The sequence below is a fragment of the Nocardia sp. CDC153 genome, from assembly GCF_035818515.1.
Classification (GTDB): domain Bacteria; phylum Actinomycetota; class Actinomycetes; order Mycobacteriales; family Mycobacteriaceae; genus Nocardia.
Genome location: NZ_JAYKYU010000002.1, coordinates 230,560 through 243,872, shown reverse-complemented (window position 1 = coordinate 243,872; position 13,313 = coordinate 230,560). Strand labels below are relative to the sequence as shown.

Below are 13,313 nucleotides of genomic sequence, written 5' to 3'. Positions count from 1 at the left end.
CACTGCAATGCCTTTGATCTTCCTGAACGGGGGTGCCATGCGCGGCGGACCCCTCAACTACCTGCTCGAGGGCGCGCCGTTCGCCGGGGAGGCCAAGACCGCGGCGCAGTACCGGTTCTATTCGATCGACGACCGCTTCCCGGGCCTGCACCCGGTGGCCTACGGCGGCGCGCCCATCTCCGGCGAGCTGTTCGACGTGCCGCTCGAGGTGCTGCGCAATCGGCTGCTACCGGCCAAGGCGCAGGAGCTGGAACTCGGTGTGATTGCCTTGGACGACAACCGTTCGGTGCTGTCCATGCTGTTGCGCCTGCCCAATCTGTCCCACCCGCAACTGCTCGACATCACCGATTACGGCAGCTGGCAGAGTTATCGGGAGGAATCGACACGATGAAGTACACCGCCGCGGGCGCCCTGCGGAAATTCGACGCGCACTGCTCGATCCTGTTCACCGACCTGCCGCTGCTGGAACGTCCGGCGGCGGCCAAGGCGGCGGGATTCGAGGCCGTCGAATTCTGGTGGCCCTTCGGCGAGAACCCGGTGCCCGGGGACAAGGAGGTCGACGCGTTCGTCTCCGCGGTCCGCGACGCCGGGGTTGCGCTCATCGGGTTGAACTTCATCGATCTGGTGCCCGCGGGGCGCGGGCTGGTGTCCGTGCCGGGGCGGGAGACCGAATTCCGGGACAATATCGACGTCACCGTGGGGATTGCCGAGCGGCTGGCATGCCGCTCGTTGAATGCGTTGTACGGCAATCGGATTCCCGGTGTCGATCCGGCCGTGCAGGACGAGCTGGCGCTCGAGAACCTGCGGCTGGCGGCTCGCGCGGCCGCGCGCATCGATGCGCAGGTCGTGCTCGAAGCCTTGAATTCCATTGAGTCGCCCGACTATCCGATCGTCTCGGCCGCCGGTGCGGTGCGGGTGATCGACGCGGTCGGCGAACCCAATCTCCGATTCCTCTGCGACCTTTACCATCTCGCCCGCATGGGCGAGGACCTACACTCGGTCATCGAGACCTACTCCTCCTACATCGGCCATGTGCAGATCGCCGATGCGCCCGAGCGCAGCCGTCCCGGAACCGGCACGCTCGATTTCGAGAGCCTCTTCGCCGCACTCGACGTCGTCGGCTACGACGGCTGGATCGGCCTGGAATACAAGGACCCCGAACACGATTGGAGTTGGATCGAGTGAGCACCATCGGATTCATCGGCCTCGGCATCATGGGCGGCCCGATGGCCGGACACCTGGCGGCCGCGGGCCACGAGGTGACCGGCTACAACCGGTCGGCCGCCGCGGTGGAGAAGCTGGTGGCGGCCGGCGGGATCGCCGCCGGGAGCGTCGCGGAGGCCGTCGACGGCAAGGACATCGTGATCACGATGCTGCCGCAGGACGAGCAGGTGGTGGAGGTGTTCACCGAGATCCTCCGGCACGCGAAACCCGGTGCGCTCTACATCGATTTCTCCTCGATCACGCCGAAGACGGCGGAGTGGACCGCCGCGGAAGGGGCGAAGGCCGGGCTGCGGGTGTTGGACGCGCCCGTGAGCGGCGGCGAGCCGGGCGCTGTGAATGCGGCGCTCTCGATCATGGTCGGTGGTGCCGAGGCCGATTTCGAGGCGGCGAAGCCGGTGTTCGCCGCTGTCGGCAAAACCTACGAACTGGTCGGCCCCAACGGTTCGGGTCAGGTCGTGAAGGCGGCCAATCAGCTGATCGTCGGCGGCACCTACGCCTTGGTGGCCGAGGCCATCGTGCTCATGGAGAGCCTCGGCGCGGACGCCGCCAAGGGCCTCGACGTCCTCGCCGGTGGCCTGGCGGGCAGCAAGATCCTCGAACTCAAGCGAAAGTCCATGCTGGAGCGGGACTTCCGTCCCGGTTTCCGCATCGATCTGCACCACAAGGACATGGGCATCGTCGGGCAGGCGGCCCGCGACGCCGGGGTGGCCATCCCCATGGGCGCGCTCACCGCCCAGCTCATCGCCGCGGCCCGCGCCATGGGCCACGGCTCCCTCGATCACTCGGCGCTCTTGCTGGTCGCCGAAGCGCTCTCCGGCAAGACCGATTCCGGCGAGGCGACGGCGTGAACGACGTGATGAATCGCCCCCCGCACTGGCTGGACCGCCACGGCCACGGTGAAATGGGCTGGCCCGCAGGCTGGACCGTCGACCGCTACACCGTGCAACTGCCGGTCGTCGCGGACTCGGCCGCCGAAACCGCTGCGGCACAACCTGACTGCGGTCCGACGGAATGCCCGCAATGAGCCCCGAAGACTCCGATCCGGCCGGTGAGACCGACCGCTCCGCGCACCACCTCGGCCGCGACGATTCCGGCTGGCTGCGCATGACCGGGCGCGCGGGCTGCGACCCGGTCCTCGCGATCAGCCGTGCCGACGCGGCCGGAATCGGCCGGACCGAGCGATGATTCAGCCGCGCGGCGGGGTGCGGAAGGGGTGGCAGGAAGGGCACGTGATCGTGGCCCCGGACAAGTTCCGGGGATCGCTCAGCGCACCCGAGGTGGCTGCGCGTCTGGCGGCCGGGTTGCGGGCGGTGCGGCCGGACGTGCCGGTGGTGACCGTACCGGTCGCCGATGGCGGTGAGGGGACGGTGGCCGCGCTGGTCGCGTCCGGGTACTCCGGTCTGCAGACGAATGTGACTGGGCCGGTGGGGAATCCGGTGGTGGCCTCGTTCGCGATGAACGGCTCGACGGCCGTGATCGAGCTTGCCGAGGCTTCGGGGTTACGACGGCTGCCTGGGCGGGCCACCGCGACGACCGCCATGACCGCGACCAGTGCCGGGACCGGTGAGCTCATTCGCACCGCGGTGCGGCGCGGGGCCCGGCGCGTGGTGTTGGGGTTGGGCGGCAGCGCGTGCACCGATGGGGGTGCGGGCATGCTCACGGCACTCGGTGCGAAGTTGCTCGACGCGAACGGGCGGCCGGTGCCGCCGGGTGGGGCGGCCTTGCGGCGGCTGGCGCGAATCGACACGCGCGAGCTGCTGCGGGTGCCCGTCGTCGTGGCCTCGGATGTCGATAACCCCTTGCTCGGGCAACGCGGTGCCGCACAAATTTTCGGGCCGCAGAAGGGTGCCGGTCCGCGGGAGATCGAGGCCCTGGAAGCCGGTCTCGCCCGGTTCTCCGAGATCGCCCGCCGTGATCTCGGTATCGACGCGACGGATCAGCGCGGTGCGGGTGCGGCCGGGGGAGTGGGGTTCGCGGCGCTGGTGTTCTTCGGCGCGACGGTTCGGCCCGGGATCGAAATCATTTTGGAGGAGCTGGATTTCGCGCGGGCGCTGTCGGGTGCGCGGCTGGTGATCACCGGTGAGGGTTCCATCGATGAGCAGACCCTCGACGGCAAGGCTCCCGTCGGTGTCGCGCGGGCGGCCTGGCGGGCCGAGGTGCCCGTGGTGGCGGTGTCCGGTCGGCTGAGCATCGATCGAGACATGTTGCGCCGCTTCGGCATCGACCACGCCTACGCCCTCACCGAGCTGGAACACGATCCGCGTGTGTGCGTCGCCCACGCGGGTCCCCTGCTCGAACAGCTGGCCCAGGGCATCGCCGCCGCCCACCTGGAGCGGCAACCGATCCGAAGCCGCTGACGCCGAATTCCCGGGGCTGACCACCCCATTCCGGAGCCGGGGCCGCTGACCGATGAGGGTCGGCGGCCCCGCGCCCGGCGGGAATCAGACGAGGGTGCGTTGGGCGAGGATGGCGGCGGCGGTGCGTTGGCCCATCCGGACTGCGCCGTCGACGTGTTGGAAGCCGTGGCCGGCCAGGTCGGAGCAGGAGAAGTGGATGGGGCCGACCGGGTCGCGGTGGTCGCGGCCGTAGCGGGTCATGCCGCCCAGATCGAAGCTGACACCGTAGGCGCCTCGGGTCCATTCCTCGGTGCCCCAGTCGGATTCGTAGAAGACGACCGGGTTGGCGGCTTCGGGGCCGAGGTAGCGGACCAGGCAGTCGAGGGCGGCCTGTTTGCGTTCGGCGGCGTCCATGGAGAAGTAGAGGTCGGCTTGGGTGTGGGCGATGAAGCCGACCATCGCGCCATTGTCTACCCCGTGGTTGGTGTTGTCGTAGACCTCGGACACCAGATCGGTATCGCTGAAACCGGTGCCGGACAGGCCCTTCTCGCGCCAGAACGGGGTCTCGTACACCGCGTGCACCTTGACCACGAAGCCGAAGGACATGTGCTGGTGCATCTGGTGGCGGCGGCGCGGCAGCGGGGGATCGAAGCTGATGCCCGCGTACAGGTTCGGCGGCACGGCCAGCACGACCCGCTCGGCACGCACTTCCAGGTTGCCGTCGGCGAACACGGTCACGCCCGCGTCCGACCACTGGATCTTGCGGACCGGCGCGTTGAGGTGCACGTCCGCGCCGAGCGCGGCCGCCAGGCGCTGCGAAACCTGTTGCATGCCACCGACAACGCGCTTGTCGAGCATGAAGGTGTCGGTGGCCAGCGCGGTGTAGGAGCCCTGCGCGGCGGCCATGTGCAGCGCCTGCAGGGTGGAGAAGGTGTGGGCGGGCTTGGTCAGCATGGCTCCGGCGACGAAGAACGAGACGGTCTCGCGGGCGTACTCGTCGTCGGACTGCTGTTCGAGCCAGAGGCTGAACGGGATCGAATCCAGTTCCGCCGCTCGCGGATGCGCCCACGGCTCCTCGGCGCCGACCTCGGCGGCCAGCCCGTCGAGCAGGGCCAGCAGTCGGTCGATCTCGGTCGCGGTCTCGGCAGGCGCGGGGAACACGTCGCCGGTGAACTCCTGTCGGGTGCCGTCCGCGGCGAGATACACCGACCGACCCTCGCGGTAGCGGGAGAACGTCTTCAGCCCGAGTTCCTCCACCAGGGCCAGCGCCGCGGTGTGGTGCGGGGAGAGCCACTGGCCGCCGATCTCGATCATGGCCCCGTCGATGTCGCCGGTCCAGGTGCGGCCGCCGACCCGATCCCGGGCCTCGAGTACGGCCACCGACAGTCCGGCCTTCCGCAATTCGGCGGCAGCGGTCAGACCCGACGGTCCGGCCCCGACGATCACGACGTCACGAGTGATGACAGCCACGAGAGCTCCTTACCGGTGATTCGACATCGGGATAACCCGATGGTTGCTATCTCAGTATGTGTGCGCGGTCACGATCGTGCTCGCGCCGTTTCGGCGATCCGGCCCGCCCCTCATTCGCCGAATCGGCGTGCGCGGGCCGGATCAGTCCCGCGACCTGGGCGCGGGGTCAGCGAGCCGGGAGCGGCTCGTGCTGGGTGATGCAGTGAATTCCGCCGCCGCGCGCGAAGATCGGGCGGGCGTCGACGAGCACGATCTCGCGGCCGGGGTAGACCCGGGACAGAATGTCGGCGGCCTCGGCATCGGACGGGTCGTCGAAGCCGCACAGGATGACCGCGCCATTGCAGACGTAGTGGTTGATGTAGCTGTAGTCCACGAAGCCCTCCTCGTCGCGCAGGGTGCGCGGGGCGGGCACCGGAATGATCTCGAAAGGCGTTCCGGCGGAGGTGGTTTCGGTCGTGAACTGCTTGATCAAGTCGCGGCTGAGTTGATGGTCGGGATGCTCGGGATCGCGCTGGTCGTGCACCAGCACCACACCCGGCGACGGCAGCGCCGCCACGATATCGGCGTGCCCGCGGGTGCCGAAGCGCTGCGAATCCCGCCACAGTCCGCGCGGGAGCCAGATCGCGGTGTCGATGCCGATGGTGCGCCGCAGTTCGGCCTCCACCTCGGCCTTGGTGAGGCCGGGATTGCGGAAGGGATCCAATTGCACGGTCTCGGTGAGGATGACCGTGCCCGCGCCGTCGACCTGGATGCCGCCGCCCTCGTTCACCAGCGGCGAGTCGACGATCGGCACCCCGGCCGCGGTGGCGACGGCCCGGCCGATGGCCGAGTCCTTGCCCCAGCGAGCCCAATCCTGTTGGCCCCAGCCGTTGAACACCCAGTCCACCGCGGCCACCGAGCCGTCGGCCGCGTGCACGAAACTCGGACCGATATCGCGCATCCACGCGTCGTCGAGGGGTGCTTCGAGCAGTTCGATCGTGCCCGACAGCATCTTTCGAGCGTCGGCGGCATCGGCCGGATCGACGACCATGGTCACCGGCTCGAACTCCGCGACCGCGTGGGCGACGGCCGACCAGGCGGCCCGCGCCTCGTCGACGGCCTCCGGGGTCGCGGTGATCTCCGAACCGACCGGCGGGAACGCCATCCAGGTCCGGCGGTGTGCCGCATGCTCGGCGGGCATCCGCCAGGCCGCGCCCTCGGCGGTCATCACGCCCGCCCGAACGGGTAATCGCGCTCGACCGGCGCGGTCAGGCGCACGTAGGTGTCGGGGCGGCGGGTCTCCAGGAACGGGAACAGCGTCAGCCAATCCTTGCGCTGATCCAGGTCCAGATCCGCGACCAGCACCGCGGATTCGTCGCGCGGGGCCTGCACCAGGATCCGGCCGTACGGGTCGGAGATGAAAGACGAACCGTAGAAGGTGATTTCGCCTTCGTCGCCGTAGCGGTTGGGCACGATCATGAAGGTGCCCGCGGTGATGCCGTTGCCCACGATCACGTGCTGCCACAGCGGCTGGGTGTCGAAGGCGGGAAAGGACGGCTCCGAGCCGATGGCGGTCGGGTAGACGATCACGTCGGCCCCGGCGAGGGAGTACATGCGGGCCACCTCCGGGAACCATTCGTCCCAGCAGGTCGGCATGCCGATGCGCACGTCGCCGAGATCGGCGTGGCTGTGCGGCCGGTACGCCTCGTCGGTGGCCGGGCCCGCCCGGAAGTAGGTGTCCTCGTAGTAGCCCGCGCTGATCGGGATGTGCAGCTTGCGGGTGCGCCCGACCAGTTCGCCCTTGGGGGACACCAGAATCGCGGTGTTGAAGCCCAGGCCGTCGCCCTGATCGGCGCGCTCGTAGAGCGAGGCGTGCACGAAGATGCCGTGTTCGACGGCCGCCTCGGCCGCGAAGGTGAAGGTGGGGCCGGTCTCCGGATCCTCGGCGTCGGCGGCGGGGTTGTCGCCGCCGCGAACGAAGGCCGGGTACTTGCTGAAGGTCACCTCGGGCAGGAAGACCGCCTTGGCCCCGAGCTCGGCGGCCTTGGCGATGCCCTCGTTCAGTTCGGCGCGCATCGCGGCGGTATCGGCCTGCCAGCGGTGCTGGACCAGGGCCACGCGCAGCGGCTCGCGGACGGGGGCCTCGACCCGGGCGTGCGAGACGGGCGGTTCGAAACACGTGAGGACGTTCATGATTACTCCTTCTCGAAATGCTCTGGGGGGCTTCGGCTACGACGGCATGGGATCGCCGGACACCGCGCGCGGCAGGGTCGCGCCGCGGAAGTACTCCGGGTGCCGCCAGCGCTGCGCCAGCATCAGCACCGCGCCCAGCGCGAGGATGCCGAAGCCCAGGTAGAACACCAGCCCGACGCCGAAAATCGATGCGCCGCTGCCGACTTCGGGTTTGAGGCTCTCGCGCACCGAGATGCCGAACACGACCAGCAGCATGGTGCCGCCCAGTAGCGGGAACGCCAGCTTGAACAGGAAGTCGCGGGCCGAGGCGAACCAGCGGTTGCGGAAGTACCAGACGCAGGCGAAGGCGGTGATGCCGTAATACCAGCAGATCATGATGCCCAGTGCCGCAATGGTATCCAGCAGTACATGCTGCGACAGCAGCGCGGTGATGGCGTAGAAGCCGCCCGCCACGATCGCGGCGACCGCGGTGCCGAAACGCGGCACCTGGTACACCGGGTGCACGCTGGCGAAGCGCGGCGGCAGCGCCTTGAAGGTGCCCATGGCCAGCATGGCGCGCGCGGCGGGCAGGAAGGTGGCCTGCAGGCTGGCGATGGTGGAGACCAGCACGGCCGCGAACAGCAGCAGCTCGCCCGCGCCGCCCATCACCGGTTCGGCCAGTGCGCCGAAGACGTTGTCGTGCGCGGCGTCACCGCTCAGACCGATGCCGGTGTCGCCGACGCCCGCGTACCACATGAGCGCGACCGCGAGCAGCAGATAGGTGCCCAGCACGGTCAGGATCGAGAGCAGTCCGGCGCGGCCGGGGGTGCGCTGCGGGTCCTTGCACTCCTCACCGAGGGTCAGTGCGGTGTCCCAGCCCCAGTACATGAACACCGACCCGATCAGGCCGATCGCGAACGCGCCCAGGGTGAGTCCGGTGAACGGGTTGAACCAGTCGATGTCGAAGCTCAGCCCCGACGGCGCGTCCCCGCTGATCGCCTTGGCCAGCGCGATGCCCGCGAACAGCAGCAGTACCACCAGCTGGAAGCCGACCAGCACGTACTGCGCGCGTTCGCTGGAGCTGATCCCGCGGCTGGCCGCCCACCCGGCCGCCGCCAGGAAGGCCAGCGTGGTCACGATATTGATGAGTTTGTTGTCGCCCAGGGCGGCAATCGATTCCGAATGCGCGAGGCGTCCGATGAACAGATAGAGGAACTCCGCCCCCACCGCCGCGATATTGGCCAGCACGATGACCACGGCGATCACCGAACCCCAACCGGCCATCCAGCCGACATACGGGCCGAGCGCCCGCGCCGACCAGGTGAAAGAGGCGCCGCAGTCCGGGGTTTCGGAACTGAATTCGCGATAGGCGTAGGCCGCGAGGAACATCGGGATGAACCCGGCGATCAGCAGCGCGGGCATCTTCAAGCCGACCGCGGCCACGATCAGGCCGAGACTGGCGGTGGTGGTGTAGGCGGGCGCGATGGACGCGATACTCAGGACGGCCCCGGCAATGGTGCCGACCTTGTTGGTGGCCAATCCCTTGCCGCTGGCGGCATCCTGGGTATCACGCGACGGCATTGTCGCCTCGGAGGCATTTTGCACGAGCATCCAAGCTCCTGAAATTGGGTCTGGCTGCGCCGCAACCTTTTACGGAGTGCGGCGCGACCTCGCCGATGGAGAACCGATCCGGCGGAGAGGGCGCGCGAATCGGGTGGGCGCGTTATCCGGCTCAGGGGCCGGTGCGCCGGGTGACGTCAACGCGTGAGCGCGACGTATTTGGTGTCGAGGTATTCGTCGATCCCCTCGGATCCACCCTCGGTGCCCAGACCGGACTGCTTGATCCCGCCGAACGGGGCGGCCGGATCGGAGATGACGCCGCGATTGACGCCGACCATGCCGGCCTGCAGCGCGTTCGAGACTCGCAGGACCCGATCCAGATCCCGGGTGTAGAAGTAAGCGGCCAAACCGTATTCGGTGTCATTGGCCGCGGCCACCACATCGTCCTCGGTGTCGAAACCGTAGACGGCGGCGACGGGTCCGAAGATCTCCTCGCGGTGCATGCGCGCGGTGCGCGGCACCTCGTCGAGGACGGTGGGCTGGAAGAACCAGCCGGGGCCGTCGATGGCCTTGCCGCCGGTGCGGACCACCGCGCCCGCCTCGATCGCGTCCTGCACGAGGGCCGCGACGTTGTCGCGCTGGCGCTCGTTGATGAGCGGGCCGGTGTCCACGCCGGACTCGTAGCCGGGACCGACGCGCAGCGCGCCGATCTGCTCGGCCAGTCGCGAGGCGAACTCTTCGCGAATCGAGTTGTGCACGTAGATGCGGTTGGCCGCGGTGCACGCCTCGCCGCCATTGCGCATCTTGGCGGCCATGGCCCCGGCCAGCGCGTCGTCCAGATCGGCGTCCTCGAAGACGATGAACGGGGCATTGCCACCGAGCTCCATCGAGGTGCGCAGGACATTGTCGGCGGCCTGGCGCAGCAGCAGCTTGCCGACGCGGGTGGAACCGGTGAAGGTGACCTTGCGCAGGCGCGGGTCGGCCAGCAGCGGCGCGGTGATCCCCGCGGCGTCGCTGCCGGGAACGATCGACAGCACGCCCGCGGGCAGTCCGGCATCGGCGAAGACGCGGGCCAGCGCGAGCATGGTCAGCGGGGTGTCCTCGGCGGGCTTCACGATCACCGTGCATCCGGCCGCCAGCGCGGGCCCGATCTTGCGGGAACCCATGGCCAGCGGGAAGTTCCACGGCGTGATCGCCAGGCACGGGCCCACGGGCTGTTTGGTGACCAGGATGCGGCCGGTTCCGGCGGGGGAGTCGGTGTAGCGGCCACCGATGCGCACGGCCTCCTCGCTGAACCAGCGCAGGAATTCGCCGCCGTAGGCGACCTCGCCGCGCGCCTCGGCGAGGGTCTTGCCCATCTCCAAGGTCATCAGCAGCGCGATCTCCTCGGTGCGCTCCATCAGGATATCCCAGGCGCGCCGCAGGATCACCGCGCGCTCCCGCGGAGCGGTTGCGGCCCAGGCGGGTTGGACGCGGCAGGCGGAATCCAGGGCGCGCAGCGCGTCCGCGCCGGAGGCATCGGCGACCTCGGTCAGGATCTCGCCCGTGGCCGGGTTGCGTACCGGGAAGGAGGATCCCGAGACGGCGGGCGCGGCCGCGCCGTCGATCCAGACACCGGTGGGGATCAGGTCGCTGATCCGGTCGTATTCCAACATCGTTCTCCTAGACCGGGTTCAGGCGAGCTCGGCGATGGCGGTGCACAGCACCGTCAGCGCCTCGTCGAGCACTTCATCGGTGATGACCAGCGGGGGTAGCAGGCGGATCACATTGCCGTAGGTGCCGCAGGTCAGGGTGATGACACCCCGCTCGAGGCAGCGCTTGGCGACGGCCGCGGTGAGGGCCGCGTCGGGCTCGGTGGTGCCCGGGCGCACGAACTCGAGCGCCAGCATCGCGCCGCGGCCGCGGATGTCGCCGATGGCCGGAACCCGCTGTGCCAGTTCGGCGAAGCGCGCCGTGGCGACCTCGCCGATGTGGCGGGCGCGGGCGGGCAGATTGTGGTCGCGGATGGCGTCGATGGCGGCCAGCGCGGCGGCGCAGGCCACCGGATTGCCGCCGTAGGTGCCGCCCAGACCGCCCGCGTGCACGGCGTCGAGCAGCTCGGCGCGGCCGGTGATGGCCGAGAGCGGCATGCCGCCCGCGATGCCCTTGGCCATTGTGATGATATCGGGCACAACGCCTTCGGCCTCGCAGGCGAACCAGTCACCGGTGCGGGCGAAGCCGGTCTGCACCTCGTCGGCGATGAACACCACGCCATTGGCGCGCGCCCAGTCCACCAGGGTCGGCAGGAATCCCGGTGCGGGGACGATGAATCCGCCCTCGCCCTGGATCGGTTCGATGATGATCGCCGCCAGGGAGTCCGCGCCGATCTGCTTCTCGATGCGCGAGATCGCCTCGCGTGCCGCGCTCACGCCGTCCTGACCGCCGTCGCGGAACGGGTAGGACATGGGCATGCGGTACACCTCGGGCGCGAACGGGCCGAAATGCGCCTTGTAGGGCATGTTTTTCGCGGTCAGCGCCATGGTGAGGTTGGTGCGGCCGTGGTAGGCGTGGTCGAAGGCGACGACCGCGGTGCGGCCGGTGGCCAAGCGCGCCACCTTGATCGCGTTCTCGACCGCCTCCGCGCCGGAGTTGAACAGCACGCTGCGCTTCTCGTGCGTGCCGGGGGTCAGCTCGGCCAGCCGCTCACAGACCTCGATGTAGGCCTCGTACGGGGTCACCATGAAGCAGGTGTGGGAGAAGCGCTCGATCTGCTGCCGCACCGCCGCAACGACTTTGGGATGCGAAGCGCCGACATTGGTGACCGCGATGCCCGCGGCCAGGTCGATGAGCGAATTGCCGTCCACGTCCACGATGACGCCGCCGTCGGCGGCGGCGGCGTACACCGGCGCGGTGGAGCCCACACCCGCGGCGACGGCGGCCTTGCGGCGCGCGGTCAGCTCCTGCGAGCGCGGGCCCGGTAGCTCGGTGTGCAACACCCGCTGCTGCGGGAGTCGATAGGTGATGTCGGTCATTCGGAAGTCCTTCTGCGGGAAAGGGGTTGGAGCGGGGGAGCGCCGTCAGTCGTGTGCGCTCATGACGTGCTTGATGCGGGTGTAGTCCTCGACGCCGTAGGCCGAGAGGTCCTTGCCGTAGCCGGAGCGCTTGAAACCGCCGTGCGGCATCTCCGCCACCAGCGGGATGTGGCAGTTCACCCACACGGCGCCGAAATCGAGGGCGGCCGAAACGCGCTGCACCACACCGTGATCGCGGGTCCAGACGCTCGAGGCCAGGCCGTAGTCGACGTCGTTGGCCAGGCGCACGGCCTCGTCCTCGTCGGCGAACGGCTGGACGGTGATGATCGGGCCGAAGGTCTCCTCCCGCACGATCGGATCGTCTTGGCGCACACCGGTGATGATGGTCGGCGCGAGGTAGAAGCCGCGCTCGCCGACGCGTTCGCCGCCGGTGGCCACGCTCGCGTGCGCGGGCAGCGCGGCGAGTTTGCCGGTCACCGACTCGAAGTGGCGAATATTGTTGAGCGGACCGTAGGCGGCCTCCGGATCGTCGGGCAGGCCCGGCTTCACGGTCTGCGCCTTCTTCACCAGGGCCGCGACCAAATCGTCGTGCACCGACTCATGTACCAGGACCCGGGTGGCGGCGGTGCAGTCCTGTCCGGCGTTGAAGAAGGCGGCATCGCCGATGCGCTCGGCGGCCAACGCCAGATCGGCGTCGGCGAACACCACCACCGGCGCATTGCCGCCGAGTTCCAGATGCGCGCGCTTGACCTGCTCGGCCGCCGCGGTCGCCACCGCGATGCCCGCGCGCACCGAGCCGGTGATGGCCACCATGTCCAGTCGGGGATGGCCGACCAGCGTCGCACCGGTGGCGGCGGTGCCGAGCACGACATTGAGGACGCCGTCGGGGAGGATGCCCCGCGAGAGTTCGGCGAGTTTCAGGGTGCTGCCCGGGGTGGTGTCACTGGGCTTGAGCACCACCGTGTTTCCGGTCGCCAGCGCCGGGCCGATCTTCCAGATGGCCATCATCAGCGGGTAGTTCCAGGGCGTCACCTGGCCGATGACGCCGACCGGCTCGCGGCGGACGTAGGAGGTGAAGCCGGGCATGTACTCGCCCGCGGACTTGCCCTCGAGCAGCCGCGCGGCACCGGCGAAGAAGCGCAGGTGATCGGCGCCCGTGGCGACCTCCTCGCTGGCGACCAGGTGCTTGGGCTGACCGGTCTCGCGGCACTGCGCCTCGACCAGCGCGTCCGCATTGGCCTCGATGGCGTCGGCCAGCTTCAACAGTGCGGCCTGACGCTGGCTCGGGGTGGCGGCCTTCCAGGCGGGAAACGCGCGATCCGCGGCGGCGACCGCGGCATCGATATCGGCCGGGCCGGAAATCGGGCTGCGGCCGACCACGGTCTCGTCGACCGGGCTGATCAGCTCGAACGACTCCGAGGCGGCGGAGGCGACGAACTGTCCGTCGATGAAGTTGCGAAGCGTCTCACTCATGTATGCCCGATCTCTTTCGACGTGGGATGCGCTGGTGTCGACCGCCAGTGTGCTGTGTCACACACCCCCTCGTCACCCGCCGAATCGG

The 13,313-nt window shown here is 69.4% G+C and carries 13 protein-coding genes; 6 read left to right on the top strand and 7 right to left on the bottom strand.

Features of this window, described 5'->3' with window-relative positions:
• The first annotated feature begins 7 nt into the window (after positions 1-7).
• Genes VMT65_RS09285 through VMT65_RS09260 form a run of 6 tightly spaced genes read left to right on the top strand, consistent with a single transcriptional unit; the run spans position 8 to position 3,581 of the window.
• Positions 8-391, top strand: a complete 384-nt coding sequence (locus VMT65_RS09285) for an allophanate hydrolase-related protein (protein WP_326307652.1) — start codon at positions 8-10, stop codon at positions 389-391.
• Positions 388-1,185, top strand: coding sequence for a hydroxypyruvate isomerase family protein (locus tag VMT65_RS09280; RefSeq protein ID WP_326307651.1), 798 nt, complete (start codon positions 388-390; stop codon positions 1,183-1,185). Before VMT65_RS09285 ends, VMT65_RS09280 begins: the two co-directional genes overlap by 4 nt.
• Positions 1,182-2,072: an NAD(P)-dependent oxidoreductase gene (locus VMT65_RS09275; RefSeq protein WP_326307650.1), complete on the top strand. Its 891-nt coding sequence runs from the start codon at positions 1,182-1,184 to the stop codon at positions 2,070-2,072. Before VMT65_RS09280 ends, VMT65_RS09275 begins: the two co-directional genes overlap by 4 nt.
• Entirely contained in the window at positions 2,069-2,248 is a 180-nt protein-coding gene (locus VMT65_RS09270) for a hypothetical protein (RefSeq protein WP_326307649.1), read from the top strand. The genes VMT65_RS09275 and VMT65_RS09270 overlap by 4 nt, the downstream gene beginning before the upstream one ends.
• On the top strand, positions 2,245-2,409 hold the full coding sequence (locus tag VMT65_RS09265; protein WP_326307648.1) for a hypothetical protein: 165 nt from the start codon (positions 2,245-2,247) through the stop codon (positions 2,407-2,409). Before VMT65_RS09270 ends, VMT65_RS09265 begins: the two co-directional genes overlap by 4 nt.
• The gene (locus VMT65_RS09260) at positions 2,406-3,581 is read left to right on the top strand and encodes a glycerate kinase (RefSeq protein ID WP_326307647.1); all 1,176 of its coding nucleotides are present in this window, start codon (positions 2,406-2,408) and stop codon (positions 3,579-3,581) included. Before VMT65_RS09265 ends, VMT65_RS09260 begins: the two co-directional genes overlap by 4 nt.
• 84 nt (positions 3,582-3,665) lie before the next feature.
• Here the strand turns inward: VMT65_RS09260 and VMT65_RS09255 are convergent, their stop codons facing one another.
• The 7 genes from VMT65_RS09255 to VMT65_RS09225 all read right to left on the bottom strand — a co-directional run bounded on the left by VMT65_RS09255 (position 3,666) and on the right by VMT65_RS09225 (position 13,225).
• Entirely contained in the window at positions 3,666-5,030 is a 1,365-nt protein-coding gene (locus VMT65_RS09255) for a flavin monoamine oxidase family protein (RefSeq protein ID WP_326307646.1), read from the bottom strand.
• A gap of 166 nt (positions 5,031-5,196) precedes the next feature.
• Complete coding sequence (locus tag VMT65_RS09250; protein ID WP_326307645.1) at positions 5,197-6,237, bottom strand: agmatine deiminase family protein; 1,041 nt, start codon at positions 6,235-6,237, stop codon at positions 5,197-5,199.
• The gene (locus VMT65_RS09245) at positions 6,237-7,202 is read right to left on the bottom strand and encodes a nitrilase-related carbon-nitrogen hydrolase (protein ID WP_326307644.1); all 966 of its coding nucleotides are present in this window, start codon (positions 7,200-7,202) and stop codon (positions 6,237-6,239) included. Before VMT65_RS09245 ends, VMT65_RS09250 begins: the two co-directional genes overlap by 1 nt.
• A 36-nt stretch (positions 7,203-7,238) precedes the next feature.
• Positions 7,239-8,792, bottom strand: a complete 1,554-nt coding sequence (locus VMT65_RS09240) for an APC family permease (protein ID WP_442790211.1) — start codon at positions 8,790-8,792, stop codon at positions 7,239-7,241.
• 146 nt (positions 8,793-8,938) lie between these two features.
• On the bottom strand, positions 8,939-10,396 hold the full coding sequence (locus VMT65_RS09235; protein ID WP_326307643.1) for an NAD-dependent succinate-semialdehyde dehydrogenase: 1,458 nt from the start codon (positions 10,394-10,396) through the stop codon (positions 8,939-8,941).
• An 18-nt stretch (positions 10,397-10,414) separates the two neighbouring features.
• Positions 10,415-11,752, bottom strand: coding sequence for a 4-aminobutyrate--2-oxoglutarate transaminase (gabT, locus tag VMT65_RS09230; RefSeq protein WP_326307642.1), 1,338 nt, complete (start codon positions 11,750-11,752; stop codon positions 10,415-10,417).
• Between the two features lie 45 nt (positions 11,753-11,797).
• Positions 11,798-13,225, bottom strand: coding sequence for an aminobutyraldehyde dehydrogenase (locus VMT65_RS09225; RefSeq protein WP_326307641.1), 1,428 nt, complete (start codon positions 13,223-13,225; stop codon positions 11,798-11,800).
• Between the last annotated feature and the right edge of the window lie 88 nt (positions 13,226-13,313).

What these genes read in the sequence shown, in the direction of transcription:
- VMT65_RS09235 (WP_326307643.1), bottom strand. Translation starts at nt 10,396, where the DNA reads ATGTTGGAATACGACCGGATCAGCGACCTGATCCCCACCGGTGTCTGG.
- VMT65_RS09260 (WP_326307647.1), top strand. Translation starts at nt 2,406, where the DNA reads ATGATTCAGCCGCGCGGCGGGGTGCGGAAGGGGTGGCAGGAAGGGCAC.
- VMT65_RS09245 (WP_326307644.1), bottom strand. Translation starts at nt 7,202, where the DNA reads ATGAACGTCCTCACGTGTTTCGAACCGCCCGTCTCGCACGCCCGGGTC.
- VMT65_RS09280 (WP_326307651.1), top strand. Translation starts at nt 388, where the DNA reads ATGAAGTACACCGCCGCGGGCGCCCTGCGGAAATTCGACGCGCACTGC.
- VMT65_RS09285 (WP_326307652.1), top strand. Translation starts at nt 8, where the DNA reads ATGCCTTTGATCTTCCTGAACGGGGGTGCCATGCGCGGCGGACCCCTC.
- gabT (WP_326307642.1), bottom strand. Translation starts at nt 11,752, where the DNA reads ATGACCGACATCACCTATCGACTCCCGCAGCAGCGGGTGTTGCACACC.
- VMT65_RS09240 (WP_442790211.1), bottom strand. Translation starts at nt 8,792, where the DNA reads ATGCTCGTGCAAAATGCCTCCGAGGCGACAATGCCGTCGCGTGATACC.
- VMT65_RS09265 (WP_326307648.1), top strand. Translation starts at nt 2,245, where the DNA reads ATGAGCCCCGAAGACTCCGATCCGGCCGGTGAGACCGACCGCTCCGCG.
- VMT65_RS09225 (WP_326307641.1), bottom strand. Translation starts at nt 13,225, where the DNA reads ATGAGTGAGACGCTTCGCAACTTCATCGACGGACAGTTCGTCGCCTCC.
- VMT65_RS09250 (WP_326307645.1), bottom strand. Translation starts at nt 6,237, where the DNA reads ATGACCGCCGAGGGCGCGGCCTGGCGGATGCCCGCCGAGCATGCGGCA.